This window comes from Marinicrinis sediminis, assembly GCF_042685085.1.
In the GTDB taxonomy this organism is placed as follows: Bacteria; Bacillota; Bacilli; order Paenibacillales; family KCTC-33676; genus Marinicrinis; species Marinicrinis sediminis.
Genome location: NZ_JBHUMM010000045.1, coordinates 141572 through 159920 on the forward strand (window position 1 = coordinate 141572; position 18349 = coordinate 159920).

Here is an 18349-nt window from a genome sequence, read left to right on the forward strand (position 1 = left end):
GCCCTCCTGTACTCTTCATCACGCAACGTCGGATTTGCCCTACTTCCCAACCATGATTGTTCATCCATAACGAACTGATACTTAACCTTTCCTCCCACTAGTCCCCCGTTCGCTAAACATATGTACAACGAGCCTAGCTTGGGTAATGACTGGTCTTCCTTTCTAATCTCCTGCAGCTTGTCTCAGACATGCCTCAGCAGAAATACCCGAATTCGTTTGAAAGGCAAGTAGCACTTTATACAGCCGTTTCGCTTTACCCATCACGTCGCTTCTCCTATTGACTCATATGTATTGTAAATCCTGATCATTAATGGAATTCGACATTTTCCCTAGTTCTTCCTGCCTATTGGCAGGAAGCAAAATAAAACATACTATTGTTTTGATGATGTACACTTCTTCTTGGCTCTTCGTAAGTTCAACAATTGCTGTTTCTTTCACGACAAATCGCACCATACCTCAAACATGGTGATCCAACATATCATAAATGCGACCGGCACTGCGGCATCCTTTCGGTACATTATGCGTACTATTAGCGACATATCCAATTTTGTCAGATGGGATCATTTCTACTTTTATCACTTCATGGTCATGCAGATTGTCCGAGTCTTAACTAAAATGAACAATCTGACCCAGCTTTATAAAGTCAACTCCATAATAGTGTTACGTGCCTGTAACGGCGATATAGATCGGTTGATCCATTATACTCACTCCATATGTCTTTCCTCCATTATGACAAATCGCAACGACTATAGATTATCAGCGAATATACGTTCTATACTAAAAAAGCACTGTGGAGTCTCAAGGAACTGACCCCCGCCTTTGAGACAGGGATCAAAACACCATTCAAGTTTATGCAGCCAGTCGCCTGTAATCAACGGGCGACTGGTTATTTAGTTTTCTTTGAATCCGAATTTTGTTATAGTAAGTGATATAATCTTGAACGGTCTGTTCCACGATTGCCGTCGTTGTGCAGGTTAAACCTTCGAGATAGAACGTTTAAGACTTTAGTATGGAATGAAACGATTCGATGGGGGCATGATCAGCAGGCGTTCCTTTTCGGGACATGCTCATGATAATGCCTTTTCCTTTTACAGCCTCTTGATACGCCTGGGACGTATAAACACTGCCTTGATCACTATGGAGCATCGTACCAGGTAGGATTGGCAATTGATTTAAGGTATCGAGTACAAAAGTAGTGTCCTGCTTGTCTGCTATACTGTACGCCACAATCTCCCCGTTAAACAAGTCTAAAATACTCGATAAGTACATCATCTGTCCACCGAACGGCAAATAGGTGATGTCTGTGACCAGCTTTTGCATAGGTGCATCTGTATGAAACTGTCGCTGTAGTACATGCTCAGCTATGTGTGCAGGCTGTCCATTTTGTCTACGTTTCTTGACTCTGACCCGACATTGTAGCCGCTCCGATTGCATAATACGCTGCACGTGTTTATGGTTGATCCGCTTTTCGTTCCTAAGCAGCGCGGTAATTTTGCGATAGCCATAGCGAAATTTATGCTGGGTACAGAGCTCACGGATCCTCTCAACCGTTTGATCCTGCTTTCTCTTCTCGCAGGCCGCTTTCCAGCAATAGTAAGAGGCACGTGCTATTCCGAGCCACTTACAGGCTGGATAGATGCCATCCAGGCGATGACGATTCGTGGTTCCACCTCCTTTCGATCTCCTTGTACTTTTTTAGAACGTCTATTTGCTGCCTCAAAAAGCGATTCTCGGCTTTCATCATCTCGAGTTCTGAAGCGTACGCTGGCCCTTTTCCGTAGCTGTACTGTTTCCCCACTGGCTGCTTAAGTCGCTTCAACTCACCGTTGTGATACCATCTCAACCAGATCCCAATCTGTGTCTTATTTTTTATGACGAGCTATTCCATGATCTCCTTCACCGGAACACCCGCCAACCTCATTTCAATCGTCTTCATCTTTGTTTCCACTGGATAACTCACTCTAGTTGCCAATGCAAAAACACCTCCAAGTTGTCCTCCACATCATACGATATGGAAGTCTTTTCTTGAAGGTGTTTTGATTTGTCTCACGCTATGGGGTCAGTTCCACCCTCTGCTAAATAGTTTCCAACTCTTTTATATAACGTTCCCTCTATTCACGATGTCGATGTCCGACTGATTCCGCTTCCTAGTTTCTCCAGGGCAGAGGACGCATACCCCATGCGTGAATATTGTGCCCTACGATGGCACAAGCTTCGAACACTTAATTACCATCTTTAATCCTGTCTTTATAAAAGTCATTTTCTATTTTATGAATAAATTCCAGAAAGTCATCAAATGAAAATCTAATAGTATTTTTTTTATTCTTGAAAGTATAGCCTTCACTAGAAATCTCAAAATCATTATGTGATATTGAATCTCTAATTACTTTTATTTTTTCAATATCGCCTTCAAGAGGAACACTTGCATCTGCATATTCTTGTTTAATCAGTATTAGTGGTAAGATTCTCATTATTCCAAAATACTGATTAAGCATTACTTGATTAAATTTAAACTTTCCTTCAAATTTTTTTCTTAGCTCCTTCATTGTCATTTCAGAGGGAGCATTGTCATACTGTGAAAGAATAAATTCAATATATTTTTGATTTGAGTTTAATTCTAAAATTCGTTTCATCCTCCAGTCTCCTTATGTTTTGTTCGAATGTTTTCTCCGATTAGATTCATTTTCCACCTACATTCAGATTCAGGAAAGTGCCAATTCACGTTCAACAAGTGAGGATTACGTCACTATGAAATAGCATTTTCCGAATCGCGGAGATTTTGAATCTCAATAACTGATAAACCCTTGATACGTCTACGTCTGCGTTTTCCCGTACTCTGGTGACGGTTTTCCGTGGGATTTTATTTTACTGTGAGTGACAATTGCACGTATAACGAGTGACAACAGTACGTATTACCCACACTATGAAACTGCTGTTAGAACTTGTAGGCTTTCATCGCCTTGCGAATTTCTTTCCAGGAAGGCTTCTTGCCGTACATGAGGACGCCTGTGCGATATATCTTCGCAGACAGCCAGCCACATAAGTAAATGGTCACAGCCAAAATGCCAATGGACAGCAGCACTTCCCACAGTGCCGGGTCTACGACGCCAATCCGCATAAACATCACAAACGGGCTAAAGAACGGAATGAACGAGGTGAAGACTATATAGCTACTATCCGGCGAGTTCAATCCGAAGATCACCAGGTAGAAGCCTGCGAGCGACAGGAACGTAATCGGCATCACGGCCTGACCCAGGTCCTCGGTTCGACTGACAATCGAGCCAATCGCGGCAAACAAGGTCGCATACAGGAAGAATCCCATCAGGTAGAACACGACGGCATATACCCATAGCGAAGCCGGGATTTGACTGAGATCAATCTCCAGATTCTTGAGAATCTCCTGATTGTAGGGCAGGGACAGGTTGAGTGCCACTGTCACTCCCAGGAATCCAATCTGGGCGAGTGCAATCAAGAACATCCCGATAATCTTTCCGAACATTTGCTTGAGTGGAGATACGCTCGTAATGAGGATCTCCATGACGCGGGAGCTCTTCTCCGCTGTAATCTCGGTCGCGATCAGCTGACCAGACACCATGATGCCGGTGAAGAGGACAATGACGACGACATAGACCAGCCCCATGGAGGTAGCGGTTTCTGCAAACGTCTTTCCTTCTTCCTTGATCCCCCCTGCGCCAGAACCGGACGTAGCGGAAATCTGTCTCTTCTCCAGTTGAACCGGCTCATACAGCTGCTGTTGCTGCTGATCCGTCAGGCCGAGCTCCGTACCGATCCACTGCGTCTTCACGATCTGCAGACCGGTCTCCAGCGGACTCATGACGGAAAAATCGGTGTTCCCTTCTGACTTGTAGTACACTTTCGGGAATCCACCAGATTCACTTGGCTCCAGCATGAGGTAACCCTCAATCTCCCCGTCCTGGACATACTGCTTCATCTCTTTCTCCTGGCCCGCTGTATCTGCACCTGATTCATACAGGGTCAGTTCGATGTCCGAATCTTCCTGGGCCTCGAAGAAGGCCGCCAGCATGGTCGTGATCTCTTCATCCTGGGACTGAATCATACCGATCTTTGTCGGTTCATCCGAGCTGAAGATGGAGATGGCATATGGAATGTGAGCCACAATGGTAATAAGCAGGGCGATGATAAGTGTGGTGACCATAAACGCTTTCGTTCTGAACTTGTTGCGGAAGGTAAATCCAATGACGGTCTTGAAATCATTCATCTGCATTCCCTCCCACTGATTTAATAAAGATTTCGTTCAACGTCGGTTCCTTGATTTCGAACTTCTCCACCGTCGTCTGCTGCATCGCCTGCGTCAGAATGTGCTGGGCAGCTTCCGGACGGGTGATCTTGATTTCGCAGCCATTCTCCATCTCTCTGACCTGCTCCACACCCGCAATCTGTTCCAGCCCCTGCACAGGCTGTACCGTACGAATCCATACTTTTTCCTTGGGGAAGCGACTCTTGATTTCCCGAATGTTCCCTTGCAGGACGGTATTGGATTGATGCAGGATGGAGATATTTTTGCAAAGCTCCTCCACATGCTCCATGCGGTGGGTAGAGAACAGGATGGACGTTCCCTGATCACGAAGCTGCTTGACCGTATCCTTCAACAACTCTACATTAACCGGGTCCAAGCCGCTGAACGCTTCGTCCATAATGATGATTTCCGGCTGATGTATGACCGCTGCGATGAACTGGATCTTCTGCTGATTCCCTTTGGACAACTCCTCGATCTTGCGGTTGTAGTTCTCCGGCACTCCGAATTTCTCCAGCCATTCTTTCAGACTGCGATCTGCGTCCTTGCGGGACATGCCTTTCAACTGGGCCAGATACAGAATTTGCTCCGACACCTTTACCTTCGGATACAGTCCTCTTTCCTCCGGCAGGTATCCAAATTTCCGGGTTAATTCCTTGTCATACGGCTTACCGAAATAGGAAATATCTCCTTCATCGGGATAAATCAGTCCGAGAACCATCCGCATGGTCGTCGTTTTGCCTGCACCATTCGCTCCGAGCAAGCCATAGATTTCTCCCCGGTTGACTTGTAGGTCGATGCCATTGACGGCCGTCTTGCTCGCATAGGTCTTTGTTACCCGGTTCAGTTTCAACGGGACACTCATTCGTTTCACTCCTTCAATCTCATTGCCTGCTTATGCACGCCTTATCATTTCTTCTCTGTAATACGGGCGGTTCTGGTACAAGTTTCAATGCCATGCTTTTTCAATTGTAATCGAACTGGTAGCGATCACAAAACCATTTGTTTCCTGAACACGAAAAAACGCCCTTTCCAGGAAGGCCAGAAGAGACACTGTCTCTCCGCCTTTACCCGGAAGGGCGCTTTTCATTTGGATCCAATCTGTATCAGATCAGGTTCTGATCCAGATTATTCGTACTGCTTGCCAAGGTTGACCAGCTCTTCCCAGCCTTGCTCTGGCGTCAATTGATCGAACATAATTTGCTCGCCAATCAAATCATAATCCTTGTTGAAGAAGTTGGACCATCCTTGTGGCACGTTCACATATTGCTGTGCCTTCGGAGCCGTGTCGCTAATGAGTTCGATACCCATTTGATCTGCTTCTGTAAACTGGCTTTCCAGCTTGCTTACGACATCACTGGATACCGGCACACCACGGCTTGTACCCAAGATTTTGCCTGCTTCTTCATTGTTGATGAACCAGTCGATGAATTTCTTGGCTTCTTCCTTGTTTTTGGAATCTTCGCTGACACTCCAGTACATGGATGCTTTCAACCAGCTTCCGCCTTCTTCGGCACTCGGCATTGTGATCATGTCAAATGCACCTGGCTTCAAGCTGTCCAGTGCGACCGATTGAGCGGCATGAAGCGGCTTGAACAACGTTTTGCCTGTCACCATCAGGTCATTCTGAGGATCGAGTTCTTTGTCTGTAACCGATAATTCAGCCGGAGGAACAATGCCTTTTTCTCTCATGTCCTTGAACTGGTTGATGTACTTCAGCCACAGGTCCTTGTCGATGTTCATTTTTCCGTCCTTGATGTATGGACCTTTGCCATGGGCAAGCTGATACGCGGAATACGTGTTAATGTCTTTGGTACCGTCCATATAAACGTATTGATCCGCACCCAATTTAGCTTTGACTTCCTCGCCTAGTGCAACATAGTCATCCCAGGTCCAGCTTGAATCCGGGGCTGCCACGCCAAGCTTTTCAAATGCTTCTTTGTTTAACGCCATTCCGTATGCGTTGTTTCCTAGCGGGATTGCTCGCTGGGTGCCTTCGTATTTCCCGGTATCCAGCAAAGCCTGGTCTACACTCGACACGTTGATGCCCTCTGATACATCAGCCAGTTGGCCGCGGCCAGCCCAGTCAGCCAGGTAGCCGGCATCCATCTGTACGATATCCGGCGCATTTTTCGCTGCTGCCTGTGTGGTCAATTTATCCCAGTAGCCTTCCCATCCATTAAACTCAGTTTCTAACGTGACATTCGGATTCTGCTCTTCATATAATTCAACAGCTTTCAAAGTTGCATCATGACGAGCCTGGGAACCCCACCAGGTAATTCTGAGCTTTACTTGCTCCTGACTGCTTTCCACGTTGCTATTTCCGCTGCTGCTCTCCGAGTTGCCATTATTGTTGTCGCCACAAGCCGTTGCCGTGACTACCATTCCCAATACGGCCAACATTCCTAACCCCTTTTTCCATCCACGCATAGTGTAACCCCTTTCATTTTCTCTTTCATCGGCTCTCATGTCCGATGTAAATCAAGTGTATCATCCTCGCTTTTCAAGCTGTATGAGAGAAATGCACAAAGAGTTATAAAATCTAACACTCTTTCATTTTGCATTTGTATGGGTGCATCCGGATCACGACTTGATCAGCTCGGATGGGTTGTATCCGGTGTGCTTTTTGAACAGGGTACTGAAATACGGAATGTTTTTGTAGCCGACCTGCTCGGCAATTTCATAGATCAGCAGCTTCCCTTCCAGCAGCAGACTCTTGGCTTTTTCCATTCTCACCTTGGTGACATAGCTGTTGAAGGTTTCACCGGTCATATTTTTGAAAATGAGGCTAAGATAGTTGCGGGACAAATATACCTGATCGGCAATCTCCGTCAGCGTAATTTCTTCTGCGTAATGATCATGAATGTAATCGATCATGAAATCAACGGCTTGCTTGTGCCGCAGATTCTCGTTCCAGCCGGCATGCTCACTGATTTGCTGCAGCAATCCCGTCAGCCACGCTTCCAGATGCTCCGGCTTGGTAATACCGGTGCCCTCCCGCTCCTTCTCTCCCCCCGGGAACAACTCTTCTACCGAAAATCCCGAATCAAAGAGGGCATACGAGATCACGGTCCAGATGCTGCTGCTGATGCGCTGCATGGAAGATGGCTTGAGCTCTCTTCCTTCCACCTCGGTCATGAATTCGCTGATCACCTGCAATGCCTTCTTCTCCTGTGCATGCTGAATCGCTTCCGACAAGCGATGATAATACGGAAACGGCCACATTTCTTCTACTTCATCAGACGACCCCTGACCAGCCCGCTGGTTATTCTTCATATACCGGTAGACATCCTTGCAGGCATGATGCGGATTCCGCTGATGGATGATTGCGGAAAAGGCTTCTTCTGTAGACGTCCGCATATCGGAAATCGAAGTGGTAATGCCTCCGATGCCCACCTTCACCTGAATGTTGAGGAAATGATCGACCCCATCGTACAGTTGCTCAGCCACTTCCCCGCAGGTGGCGATAAAGTCTTCTGCTGGTACGGATGCATCTGCATAGAGCAGGACGAGAAAATAATGGCTGTGCAGTTCAACCAGTTCGGACTGAGGCCACACTTTATCCAGCAATTCTTTCAAGAGCTGCTGGACGGCGAACCGGAACAGATGCCAATCCGAGATAGAGGCCGTCTGCACTCTTCCACCGCGCATCATCTCCACGGCCAAAACCCCCTGACACGCCGAATGCACGAGCGGATGATCCACATGCGTGAAATCATTCTCCTTGTCCGGTCTGGTGCCCGTGACGAATGACTTCAGCCATTCCTTCTTGTAAAAGGGCTGGTACAGCTCCAGCTTGCCCTGCATCTCCTCTTCGGCCATCTGTTTGGCTGCCTGGGCTTCCAGTCCCCCGACGGCCCGCTCCAGCACCTCCTTGATCGTCTCCAATGTAGCTGGCTTGGTCAGATAATCATCCACTTGCAGACGCAGCGCCTGTCTCGCATACTCAAAGTCCTGATACCCGCTCAGTATGATAATCTTGCCCGGAAATCCTCGTTCTCTCAGCTTCTCGATAAAGGTAAGCCCATCCATGACGGGCATATATACATCGGTAATGACCAGATCGGGTTCCACTTGCTCGACCAGCTCCAGACCTGCTTGTCCGTCCATCGCTTCCCCGCTGCATACAATATCGAACTCCTCCCAGGGAATCATGTTCTTCATCCCCTGCAACACCTGACGCTCATCATCCAGTATGATGGCCTTCCACATCTGTATCTCCCCCTAAACGGCTTGTTGTTCATCCATACGCGGTATATTCAGGGTCACGGTCGTCCCTTCTCCACGGACACTGCTGACCTGGATGTCATATCGATCTCCAAACAGGGCCTGAATGCGCTCTCTGACGTTGCGAATGCCATAGCCCCCCTTGGTCCGAATTTTCATAGGCCCGGCTGCTGGCTTGGCCTGAGGCTGTGTGTCATCAAATCCGCTGCCATTATCGTAAATGGTTAACTGTACATCACGTCCATTCGGCTGGATATGCAGCCGGACTCTGCCTTCAGTTCGTCCATGAAAGCCATGCTTGATGCTGTTTTCGATAAAGGGCTGAATGGTCAGCTTGGGCAAATAACACTCGAGCAGCTCTTCCTGCTCCACCTCTACCTGAAACTGAAGTCCTTCTCCGAACTGAAGCTGTTGAATCTCCATATAGCATGCCACATGCTCGATTTCTTCACGCAGCGTGATCAGCGTTTTGCCGTCCGATAACTGAATGCGGAACATGCGGCCGACCAGTTCCAGTACACGGCTAATCTGGGATTGCCCTGCACCAATGGCCATCCAGTTGATCTGATCCAGCGTGTTGTACAGAAAGTGCGGGTTAATGTTAGCCTGCAAGGCGGTGATTTCGGCTTCACGCTGCTTCTTGTACTGCTGTTCCAGCGACTGATACAGCTCCAGCGTGCGGTGAGTCAGCTTGTCATAACCGTTGAACATGACGCCGAATTCGTTGGTATAGTCCTCCGGCAAGTAAACGGACTTGCGCGTGACAGAAAACTTGTTCATGGCTGAGGTGAGCAGCCGGATCGGTCTCGTAAACTGGCGGGTAACCCACAGAGTGAACAGCAAGGCGACTACAACGGCCGCCGCTCCGATCCAGGCCAGCTTAACAGCCAGCTCCACACTGCCTTTGGTCATTTCCTTCCACGGGGTCAGCTCAACCATGACCCAGCCCGTTCTTGGCGCGCGGTTCCAGACCATGAGCTGCTCGTCCGTGGACGACGCCTGTTCGATAACGGTACGTTCATACCCGCTGCTCTTACCCCATTCTTCCTGCCACATGACGTGCTCGTCAGCGAAAGATAGCGGCTCCTCATCCGTTGAGAAGATCAGCCGGTTGCCTGCATCGAACAGCATACGGTTGGACCCAATCGCATTTTCCTCTGTGACTTCATCCAGCATGTCGCTTAGGACAGATTCTTTCACATGAAAGACGAGAATGCCGTGGAACTCCCCGTTAAAGGCATACAGCTTGCGGGCGAAGGTAATGACCGACCTCTCTCCACGGTACGTATCAATGATATGGTTGCCCATCCACGCTGCATCGGTGTCTTCCAGAAGGGAATAGAAGCTCTGATCCTCCACCTTGTCCATGTCCATCACCCGCACGCCAGCTTCATGCTTCTGTGTGAGAATATGATCATCGATATACAGCTCAACAAATTCCAGAATGGTAGAACTGTATACCGTCTGGGCCATCATATCCTGCATCGTCCGCAATCGGGTGTAGCGATCATAGACGCCATCCTGCTCCTGATAATAATCATCCAGCTTCAGGTTGCGGGCAGCGGCAAGGGACGATTGTTCTACGGAGTGCAGGAGCACACTGACTTCCCGATTCAGTTCTCGCAGCAAACTTTGCTGATAATAAGACGTATTCTTGAGCATTTGCGAGGACGAGATCTGATAGCTCGCCCAGATGATGCACACGAGCAGAATCAGAATAAATCCGGCAAAAATGGTGAACATGACCCTCTGCAGCTTCCACTTCTTGAACGGTCTCATCTCTTCCCTCACCTCTCACTCTCTCACGGTCGTAACGCGACCTGTGCGCCTCCTCGCAAGGCATGCAACAAAAGCGAAGAGGGATGCAGTCTGCCCATATGAAATATATGGGTAGACATGCATCCTCTGTCACACATTATGCTTTTATCTGTTCTGGCGTTACGTTCTTCTCTTGATGCTATCCTTTTAGACCGGAGGTTGCAATCCCTTCCACAAAATGCTTCTGGGCAAACAGGAAGATCAGTGCAGCCGGTACGATCGACAGTAGGGACATCGCCAGCAATTGACCCCAAGGCAGGGAAGACTGGGAATCAATAAACATGCGCAGGGCGAGCTGTACGGTATATTTGTCTACGGAGTTAATGTAGATCAGTTGACCGAAGTAATCGTCCCAGTTCCACAGGAAGCAGTAGATTCCGACCGTCATCAGCGCAGGCTTGGTCAACGGCAAGGCAATTCGCCAGTAGATACCGAACCAGCTGCAGCCGTCCATCTTGGCCGCTTCGTCCAGCTCTCTCGGCAATCCTCTCATAAACTGCACGAGCAGGAAGATGAAGAAGGAGCCGCCGATTCCGCCCGCCAGAGAATGGGGAACGATAAACGGCAAGTACGTATCAACCCAGCCAAGGTCATGGAAGATAACGTACTGCGGGACCAGTGTAACCTGACTCGGCAGCATCAGGGTCACCAATACGAGTGAGAACCAGAAGTTGCGCAATGGAAAATCCAGTTTCGCAAAGCCGAAGGCCACAATGGAGCAAGAAATCAAAGTTGTAAACAATACCCCGAGAATAAGCAGGAAGGTATTGCCGAAGAAATGTCCGAACGTAAATCCAGGGATGGCGTTCCAGCCGTCAATATAGTTGCTGATCAGCCAATCGGTCGGGAAAATATTCGGCGAGCTCATTTCTTCATTTCCCTTGAAGGAGGCGCCAACCCACCAGATGACGGGATAAACCATCGCCAAACTGAATACGATAAGCAGCAGCTGTGTTCCCATGCCTTTGAGTTGTCTTTGTCGTTGTCTTGGGATCATTTCGCTTTACCTCCCTTGTCATTTTCATAATACACCCAGAATCTTGAAGTGAAGAAGATGACCGCTGTCGCAAGTCCAATGATAATCAGCAAGATCCAGGCCAGGGCAGACGCATAACCCATCTGCAGGCGACCGAAGGCCTGATCATACAGATAGAGGGCATACATGTAGGTCGAACGAATCGGACCCCCTTCGGTAATGACAAATGCCTGGGTAAACATCTGGAACGATGTAATCGTCTGCAACACCATGTTGAATAGAATAATCGGTGACAGCATAGGCAGTGTAATCTGGAAGAATTGTCTCACCTTCGAAGCACCGTCCACCGAAGAAGCCTCATAGAGGTCTCTCGGAATGTTCTTCAGTCCGGCCAGGAAGATAACCATGGAAGATCCGAACTGCCACACGACGAGAATAACGAGCGTGCTGAGCGCCGTATCCGGCGAGTTGATCCAGCTGCGGCCTTCAATACCTACGTAGCCGAGCAGCTGGTTGATAAAACCGTCTCCACTGAACATGTTTTTCCACAAAATCGCGACCGCAATACTCGTACCGATCAGGGACGGGAAGTAGATGAGCAGTCGATAAAAGCTCATGCCCTTTACGTTCTGATTGAGCAGCATGGCCACCAATAGAGCAAAGATCAGTTTAAGCGGTACAGAGAATACCACGAACCAGAGTGTAACCGACAGAGACTTGTTGAATGTTGGATCAGCCGTGAAGATTTTGACGTAATGGTCTGTCCCAATCCACTGTGGCGCCTCCAGAAGTGAATATTCCGTAAAGGAATAATAAAGTGACATCAGCATCGGCCAGAGAGTTAATCCCAGAAAACCGATCAGCCACGGCGCAATAAACAGATAACCAATAACCGGCGTTTCCCATCTGCCCCTCAGCCGTTTTTTCTTGGCCGTATTTGTTTGACTCATCGTTGTCATGGGTTCTTGCATGGATTTCGCCTGTGCCATGAGCCTTCCTCCTTGTGAGCATGTAGTAAGCGTCTTCGCTTCCTGATAGCGTTATGTCTTATACACCTATTGTAGATGGAAGAACGCTTGCCCAAAATAAGAGGAAGTAATGAATTCTTTCACTTTTTACGGATGACTTTCAATCTGTCTGTCCATGGGCCTGCATTTGCTTGCGAAATTGATCAGGCGTGCAACCAACATGCTGTTTGAACACGCGACTGAAGTGTGCAGGGTGCTTGAAGCCCACCTGATAGCTGATATCTGTCACCTTCTGCTGCGGATTCAGATAGAGCAGAATGCGTGATTCATTGATTCTTCTTTCATATAAGTACGTAAAAATGGTCACGCCGGTAATTTCCTTGAATATCTTCGACATATAGTATTTATCCAAATGGATCGCTTCTTCCAGAGTCTCCAGATGGATATCATCCATATAATGCGCAGCCAGATACGTAATCATGTTCTGAACCGCCTTCACCTTCTCTGAGCTCTCCTTGTTCTCCCCTTGCTTCATCTGCGCGGAGAAGCAGCCGGATATAAACAGCATCAGATCATAGAATGCGAGGTAGCTGCGATCTCGATTTCGTTCTCCCGGTTTCTGTTGCCTGTCTGCCAGTCTGACGAGCAGTTCCTCCATCTCTGTCCGCTGCGCACCCGTTAAATGAACACGGGCATTGTTCAGTTGCTGAAAAGGCTGTAACACCTGTTCGGTACAGGGAAGCTGGAACCATTCCCGCACGAAGGACGGCTCAAAATGAATGACAGACCTCACGTAGGGCTGTCGTCTGGATACTTTGGCACAATGCAGCGTCATGCCATTCATGATGATCAGATCACCAGGTTGCAGCATGTAGATTTTGTCGCCAATCAAATAATTGCACTCCCCTTCATGAAAATAAAAAATTTCGTGCTGGGGATGGGAATGAAAAAACACGCCGACATAATCTTCGGCCCGGTGTTTGTATTCAATATTGTTGATCAACAGATTCTGCGGAGAGATATCCATGTCTGCCGCCCTTCTTTCTGTCTGGTTTCGCTCCACAGGAATGGAGGTTCAGATTTCTTCCCAGTATAGCACGTGTGAACCCCATCACAACAATGAGAGATAATTGATTCCCGGATATCCGACAATTCGGGTTCAGAAGAACAGGGAACGGGCATGGTAAGATAAAAGCAGTCATAAACGAATTCAATCTCGAAAAACAGTTGGAGGTATTCATATGAACGTTGTACGCATTGGTATTGTAGGACTTGGCAATATGGGAAGTGCGCATGCCCAGTACATTTTCAACGGGAAAATCAAAGGAGCGCAGTTAACTGCTGTTGCTGACGTACGGGAAGAAAGACTCGCCTGGGGACGGGACAAATGGGCGGATTCCGTTTCTTATCATGCTTCATTAACCGATATGCTCGCATCTGGAAATATCGATGGGGTATTGATCGCTACGCCTCACTATCACCACCCGGAAGCCGCGATTGAAGCGCTGCAAGCTGGCGTGCATGTGCTCGTGGAAAAACCGGCCGGCGTCTACACCAAGCAGGTTCGGGAGATGAATGAAGCAGCGGCAGAAGCTGGCAAAGTATTCAGCATGATGTACAATCAGCGCACCAATCCGTTATATCAGAAGCTCAGAGACCTGATTGCCTCCGGAGAGATTGGGGAAATCAGACGCACCAACTGGATCATTACGAACTGGTATCGACCACAAAGCTATTATGATTCCGGCGGCTGGCGTGCAACCTGGGCCGGGGAAGGCGGCGGCGTTCTGATTAACCAGGACCCTCATCAGCTTGACCTGTGGCAATGGACAACTGGCATGATGCCTAAGCGCGTCAGAGCATTTTGTTCATTTGGCAAGTATCGCAATATTGAAGTCGAGGACGACGTTACCGCCTATGTAGAATATGAAAATGGCGCGACGGGTGTTTTCATTACCACGACAGGTGAAGCGCCTGGCACCAACCGCTTTGAGATCACCGGAGATCGGGGCAAGATTGTGATTGAGGACAATCAGATGACATTTTGGCGTCTGAGAACCCCGGAATCGGAATTCAACCGTACCTTTAAAGGCGGATTCGGAGAGCCGGAGAACTGGAAGATCGAGATCCCTGTACAAGGAAGCAATCCGGAGCACCCGGGCATCACCCAAAACTGGGTCAATGCGATCCTGCATGGCACAGAACTGCTTGCTCCGGGAGAAGAGGGCATTAAAGGTCTGACTTTGTCCAATGCCATGCTGTTATCCAGTTGGACAGACAACTGGGTCGATCTGCCGCTGGATGAAGAACTGTTTTACTCGCTGCTTCAAGAGCGAATTCAGAACTCTACTTTTCAGAAAAAACAGGTCAATGAGCAAACCCTTGACGTAGACAACACGTTCTAAAATCTTCGAAGCAGGAGCTGATCAATCATGCAAAAATCAGATGGAATGAATTACGCCCCGCAGGGCAAGCCAAACCCGGTCGTCAAATCGGGAGAGTTTCAATTCGCCGCTACTGCACTGGATCATGGTCATATCTTCGGCATGTGCAACGGATTGATTGAAGCAGGGGCTGACCTGAAATGGGTCTATGATGAAGACAAGTCCAAAGTAGAGCAGTTCAAGAAGATTTATCCGAATGTCGCGATTGCGGACTCGCTGGAGCAAATTCTTGCTGATGCGGATATTCAGCTGGTCGCTGCAGCAGCGGTGCCCAATCTGCGTGGTCCGCTCGGGGTCAAGGTAATGAAGCATGGCAAAGATTATTTTACGGATAAAGCGCCGTTCACCACAATGGAGCAACTGGAGGAAGCCCGCCAGGTCTGTGAGGAGACAGGACAAATTTTCGCGGTCTATTACAGCGAGCGTCTGCATGTGGAAAGTGCGGTCTATGCCGGTTACTTGATCGAACAGGGCGCGATTGGTCAGGTGATGCAAGTAACGGGATTCGGTCCGCATCGTCTGAATGCGCCTTCCCGTCCGGACTGGTTCTTTGAATTTGAAAAATACGGCGGCATTCTCTGTGATATCGGCAGTCATCAAATCGAGCAGTTTTTGTTCTACTCCGGTGCCAAGGATGCCACGGTGATGCATAGCAAGGTCGCCAATTATCAGCATCCGGAATATCCAGAGCTTGAGGACTACGGGGATGCAACGCTCGTAGGCGACAATGGTGCCACCCAGTATTTCCGGGTAGACTGGTTTACGCCTGACGGACTTAGCACGTGGGGAGATGGACGTACGTTTATTCTCGGAACGAAAGGCTATATCGAACTGCGCAAGTATGTCGATGTAAGCAGAGAACAGACAGGAGATCATGTCTACCTCGTCAATGAAGACGGAGAACAGCATTTCTCTGTGAATGGACAGGTGGGCTTCCCATACTTCGGTCAGCTGATCCTCGATTGTATCCATCGTACGGAGAAAGCGATGACGCAGGCGCACACGTTCAAAGCAGCAGAACTGTGTCTGATTGCCCAGCAAAAAGCGCAACGAGTATCCTTCTCCTGATTGATCATATAACCGACACAACCTCCTGACCTGGAAGAGCAAGCTCCCAGCTCGCAAACCGTGTATGAATCTATACGGATGCGGCAGAGCATGCTCCCAGAGCAGGAGGTTGTTTTTTGCATGTTTGCAGGTTTGTATACATGTTTGTTTATAGGTTTGTTTACAGGTTTATTCGTTTTTGAAAGGCTGATCCTCAGGCAGACGAAGGCAAGATCGTGACGGCCTGTTTGCCCATTTGATTCCACCCGGCTTCAAATCTTTTGATTTCAACCTTTTGCCTGCGGTTAAGCGGGTCTGCGATATAGACATATCGTTCATCAAAGCCGGTGACGACCACACTATGTTCCTTATACGTAATCCGGATATCACCAGCTTTTGTTTTCCAGGTCGTCCAGTAAGAAGACGGCAGCCAGTCATAATGGGTATTGTGAATGACCCAGACCGGCATGCCGGCAGCCAGCACATGGAGCAGATCATCAAAACGTGCGCCTGTCAGATCGACCACCCGTCCAGGTGCATAACGCTCCGCCAGTTCCGCAATCGGCCCATGATAGACGCCAAGACCATGCTCGCGGAAGGTGTAGATGTTCCCGACAAAGCCCTCATATGGATTGCCCCGGTAGATCTTCCCGTCTGATCCTTTCTCAAACATCGGAACCTTCTTCACTTCCTTCGCCAGCTTCATCTTATCCGCCTTAATACCGTGATAGCTTAAGAGCATAGACAACGAGGTCACTTCACAGCCTCTGGCCAGCATCGGAAGCTGAAACTGCTTCTCCACCTTCATCCGTATGGGCTTGGGCTGCTTTTCTCTCGCCCACAGCGACTGCTGCTTGTACACGACCTCAGTCGAAGCATAGCCTTCTGCATAGCGGACGGCCTCCGCAAACGTGGAAAAGCGGTTAATCAGCCTGCCAGACTGCTTCACCAAATACGGTGGCTTGTTGTCCCAGATGACGGTTCCTTCCTGCTCGATATGCACGTTCTCCATCGTCACGGCAAACTGCTTCGCTGCCTTCAAGTTTGAATAGCCGTTTAACAGCTTGTCCTTCTGCCAAACGGTATAAGGGGCATACGGCATCAGTTGCTGTCGCAGAGACTGAAGTTTTGCTGATGAGGGAGGGTTTGCCGCGGATGGGGATTGCGGTGCGTGATGCATCACCAATACCTTTGTAGCATCGAAATATATCCCAAGCCCCATCTGCTCTGACAAAAAACGAGCACCGATATAGGTGGTCCCGCCTACCTGACGGAGATTCGCTGGTTGATCAGACAGCACCTTGCGCTCGCCTTGCCACATCAGGGCCAGTTCGCTTTTCGAGTATAAAACCTGCCCCCCCATCGTCTCTACCATGTTTCGCAGTGGAAGATAAACAGCGTGTTCAATCAGGAGAGGAGCAAAATCCAGTTCGGTGATCTGATCGTTTACAATCGCCGCTTCACTATCGACCATTACAAACAGTTGCAGCTCGGTATCATTCGCATTTTCCGCGTCTCGGACAGCTTCCGCTTGATTGACACTCCCCAACAGGAAAATAACCAATCCGATACTAAGAATGACAATAGCGAATGCACTGAACCACCTCTCGTTGGTATCGTTCATACATAACCACCCCATACGGTTCCCATTTGCCATTTCTACTCTTATTTCGCCCACTTTTCTCCCGCCTTTCATCCTGATCCCCACACTTCTATCAGGATGCTAGAACAGGAAAATAACGCGATAACCTTTAATTAGTAGAATCATTTAATAGATAGAAGGGTGGTTGGTTTTAAGATTCTATACCCTCTCTATCAAAAGTCGAATCATCTCGAACTTATGCCTGCGTAAAGCAGGACTTCGCGCATAGATAGCGAATCATTAATATAGACAATCATTAGAAAATTTGTGGATGAAATTGGTTATTCATTCTGAAAATTTCATATTTAATAGGAGGTAGTCATGCTTATTTACATTCCAACAAAAATCCGGAAGCAGTTGGGATTAGGGTTTGGCGATTTGCTTCAGCTGAAAAAAGATGAGAACCACGCCCTTTATTTTGAACGGAACGAGAACGGAAACAAGCTATCCAAGCTCGGACAAATCCATCTCTCAGAGAAAATTGTCCAGGAACATCAGCTGCGCAACGGCAAAATCGAGCTTGTTCCAAGAGAAGACCGCATTTATCTCGAAGTCAATCCATCACTGCGAGGAAGAAGTTCCAGCATGCGGAGCCAGAGTGGCAATCAGTTGCAGGTCATTTATGATCGGGCGCAGCGAATGACAGGCAAGGAACTGCAGGAAGAGCTGCTGACAATCTATAATCGATTGCAGGAAGAACTGACTTACGACACGAATCTGTGGGTGCAGGAACATCAACCCTATTCATCCGAGGTTCCTCTCACACCAGCGCAAGAAGAACCGGCACCCCAGCGGAAATATAAAGTATGTATCGTGGATGAGGATGGCAATAAGGAAGTCTTCACCCATGAAAGCTCCCAGGATTTTTATCGTGCGCGGGAAGAAATCCAGGATGCCAACATGGACAAGAGCATCGAATATATCATTCCGATCTCTTCTTGATTCATCTAT

The 18349-nt window shown here is 48.4% G+C and carries 13 protein-coding genes and 1 pseudogene; 3 read left to right on the forward strand and 11 right to left on the reverse strand.

Annotated elements, in window-relative coordinates; genetic code table 11:
* Positions 1 to 849 precede the first annotated feature (849 nt).
* From ACFSUC_RS19010 to ACFSUC_RS19055, 10 genes and pseudogenes are all read right to left on the reverse strand, one after another.
* Positions 850 to 1972 (reverse strand): annotated as a pseudogene (locus tag ACFSUC_RS19010) (IS3 family transposase).
* Between the two features lie 250 nt (positions 1973 to 2222).
* Complete coding sequence (locus ACFSUC_RS19015) at positions 2223 to 2633, reverse strand: hypothetical protein (protein ID WP_379931230.1); 411 nt, start codon at positions 2631 to 2633, stop codon at positions 2223 to 2225.
* 302 nt (positions 2634 to 2935) lie between these two features.
* Positions 2936 to 4240 (reverse strand): ABC transporter permease, encoded by a 1305-nt coding sequence (locus ACFSUC_RS19020; RefSeq protein WP_379931231.1) that lies wholly within the window; start codon positions 4238 to 4240, stop codon positions 2936 to 2938.
* Positions 4233 to 5141 (reverse strand): ABC transporter ATP-binding protein, encoded by a 909-nt coding sequence (locus ACFSUC_RS19025; protein WP_379931232.1) that lies wholly within the window; start codon positions 5139 to 5141, stop codon positions 4233 to 4235. The genes ACFSUC_RS19020 and ACFSUC_RS19025 overlap by 8 nt, the downstream gene beginning before the upstream one ends.
* A gap of 263 nt (positions 5142 to 5404) precedes the next feature.
* Positions 5405 to 6706 carry an ABC transporter substrate-binding protein gene (locus tag ACFSUC_RS19030; RefSeq protein WP_379931233.1) on the reverse strand — a complete coding sequence of 434 codons (1302 nt, stop codon included), beginning with the start codon at positions 6704 to 6706 and terminating at the stop codon, positions 5405 to 5407.
* Positions 6707 to 6859: 153 nt separating this feature from the next.
* On the reverse strand, positions 6860 to 8488 hold the full coding sequence (locus ACFSUC_RS19035) for a response regulator (RefSeq protein WP_379931234.1): 1629 nt from the start codon (positions 8486 to 8488) through the stop codon (positions 6860 to 6862).
* A gap of 12 nt (positions 8489 to 8500) precedes the next feature.
* Positions 8501 to 10282: a cache domain-containing sensor histidine kinase gene (locus tag ACFSUC_RS19040; protein WP_379931235.1), complete on the reverse strand. Its 1782-nt coding sequence runs from the start codon at positions 10280 to 10282 to the stop codon at positions 8501 to 8503.
* A gap of 178 nt (positions 10283 to 10460) precedes the next feature.
* On the reverse strand, positions 10461 to 11318 hold the full coding sequence (locus tag ACFSUC_RS19045; RefSeq protein WP_379931236.1) for a carbohydrate ABC transporter permease: 858 nt from the start codon (positions 11316 to 11318) through the stop codon (positions 10461 to 10463).
* Positions 11315 to 12286, reverse strand: coding sequence for a carbohydrate ABC transporter permease (locus ACFSUC_RS19050; RefSeq protein ID WP_379931237.1), 972 nt, complete (start codon positions 12284 to 12286; stop codon positions 11315 to 11317). The genes ACFSUC_RS19045 and ACFSUC_RS19050 overlap by 4 nt, the downstream gene beginning before the upstream one ends.
* A 139-nt stretch (positions 12287 to 12425) precedes the next feature.
* Entirely contained in the window at positions 12426 to 13292 is an 867-nt protein-coding gene (locus tag ACFSUC_RS19055) for a helix-turn-helix transcriptional regulator (RefSeq protein WP_379931238.1), read from the reverse strand.
* A gap of 214 nt (positions 13293 to 13506) precedes the next feature.
* On the opposite strand from ACFSUC_RS19055, the gene ACFSUC_RS19060 reads away from it, so the two are divergent.
* Together ACFSUC_RS19060 and ACFSUC_RS19065 are read left to right on the forward strand one after the other, a co-directional pair.
* Positions 13507 to 14670, forward strand: coding sequence for a Gfo/Idh/MocA family protein (locus tag ACFSUC_RS19060; protein WP_379931239.1), 1164 nt, complete (start codon positions 13507 to 13509; stop codon positions 14668 to 14670).
* 27 nt (positions 14671 to 14697) lie between these two features.
* Positions 14698 to 15777 (forward strand): Gfo/Idh/MocA family protein, encoded by a 1080-nt coding sequence (locus tag ACFSUC_RS19065; RefSeq protein WP_379931240.1) that lies wholly within the window; start codon positions 14698 to 14700, stop codon positions 15775 to 15777.
* 193 nt (positions 15778 to 15970) lie between these two features.
* Here the strand turns inward: ACFSUC_RS19065 and ACFSUC_RS19070 are convergent, their stop codons facing one another.
* Entirely contained in the window at positions 15971 to 17380 is a 1410-nt protein-coding gene (locus tag ACFSUC_RS19070) for a C39 family peptidase (protein WP_379931241.1), read from the reverse strand.
* Between the two features lie 339 nt (positions 17381 to 17719).
* On the opposite strand from ACFSUC_RS19070, the gene ACFSUC_RS19075 reads away from it, so the two are divergent.
* Positions 17720 to 18340 carry a hypothetical protein gene (locus ACFSUC_RS19075; protein WP_379931242.1) on the forward strand — a complete coding sequence of 207 codons (621 nt, stop codon included), beginning with the start codon at positions 17720 to 17722 and terminating at the stop codon, positions 18338 to 18340.
* The last annotated feature ends 9 nt before the right edge of the window (positions 18341 to 18349 follow it).